Source organism: Seonamhaeicola marinus (genome assembly GCF_008085455.1).
This window is the reverse complement of sequence record NZ_VSDQ01000052.1, coordinates 1-1,225: the sequence shown is the minus strand read 5'-3', so window position 1 is coordinate 1,225 and position 1,225 is coordinate 1. Positions and strand designations below refer to the sequence as shown.

The 1,225-nt window shown below is 26.8% G+C and carries 2 protein-coding genes; both read right to left on the bottom strand.

Translation table 11 applies throughout. The annotated features are described in order from the left end of the window. The coding region (locus tag FUA24_RS00335) for a uroporphyrinogen-III synthase (protein ID WP_187388116.1) at positions 1-446 on the bottom strand (446 nt) is incomplete at its 3' end. A gap of 23 nt (positions 447-469) precedes the next feature. Beyond that, positions 470-1,114: a DUF4271 domain-containing protein gene (locus tag FUA24_RS00330; protein ID WP_147134742.1), complete on the bottom strand. Its 645-nt coding sequence runs from the start codon at positions 1,112-1,114 to the stop codon at positions 470-472. Positions 1,115-1,225: the final 111 nt, after the last annotated feature.

The window sequence follows — 1,225 nt, the reverse complement described above, 5'->3', positions numbered from 1 at the left end:
TCTAAAGTATCAGGTACTTCTTGTTTCACTTTATCAGTGTTTGGTAATAAAAACTTTTCGTCTTTATACTTTTTTATTAATGGCGAAAGCTCAGAAAATGTGCGCTTACCCACATAAATTTTGCGTTTTCTGTAAACAACATATTTTTGTAAATAATAAGCAACAGCTTCTGATTGGCAAAAGTATTTCATGGAATCAGGAACAGTAAAACGCATTTCTTTAGCAACCCTAAAAAAGTGATCTACAGCATTTCTACTAGTTAAAATTATAGCTGTGTACTTTGATAAGTCAACTTTTTGCTGCCTAACGTCTTTGGCAGAAACACCTTCTACATGAATAAAAGGCCTGAAATCTATTTTTACTTTTTGCTTTTCTTGTAAATCAAAGTATGGTGAGTTCTCTATTTTAGGTTCTGGTTGAGATACTAAAATTGTTTTCACTTTCATAGGCACAAGTAGTTTGTTCTGTATTAACTCATAAACACCTTGTATAATATAAGATAGGGTGTTATTTCAAGTGCGCAAAGATACAAAATAAAATAGAATAAATAGTTTTTTATAAAACTTTGATGCATTTTAAATGATGTTATTATTCCTATAACATTTGCTATTAATAAAATAATAACCATTATGTAAATTACAGTTAATGATACTTGTATTTTGTATAGTAAAATGGCATTAATAGGTAGTAATAATATACCAATGTAATTTTTATAACTAATTTTTTGAAAAATATAATTATCAACCAACTTATCTATTTCAAAAAGGCTGGCTATAAGTCTTTCAATAAGTACTTTTATAAGTATAAAAGCGCCAATACCAACGCCCATTTTAAATAATAGGTTAATATTTGTGTTTTTTGTGTTTGTGAAATATCTAAATAAAATATATAAAAAAGTAGCGCCACAAATTATTAAATTACAAAATAAAAGTGCATCAAATTTGTCAAAAAACTTTTGATCTCTAGAGTAAATTTTCAAGTACTTAGAGTTTCCTATTACATAAATAAAGTCGTTAAAACGCTTTGGGTCAGTTAATTTAGCAATGGCTACTAAGGCAATGCCAATAACTAGCAATATAGTAAAAAGTCCATTATGTGTAATTTCTCTAAGCATGCCTTAAAATTATTATATTTTATTAATAAGAACCTCAAAATTATTAAGGAAAATTTAAAAAAAGTACGGGCTTATTAATGTACATTTGCCAAAATAAATGTTCAAGAAAAT

Coding starts and splice junctions, on each gene's coding strand:
- FUA24_RS00330 (WP_147134742.1), bottom strand. CDS start 1,114: ATGCTTAGAGAAATTACACATAATGGACTTTTTACTATATTGCTAGTT.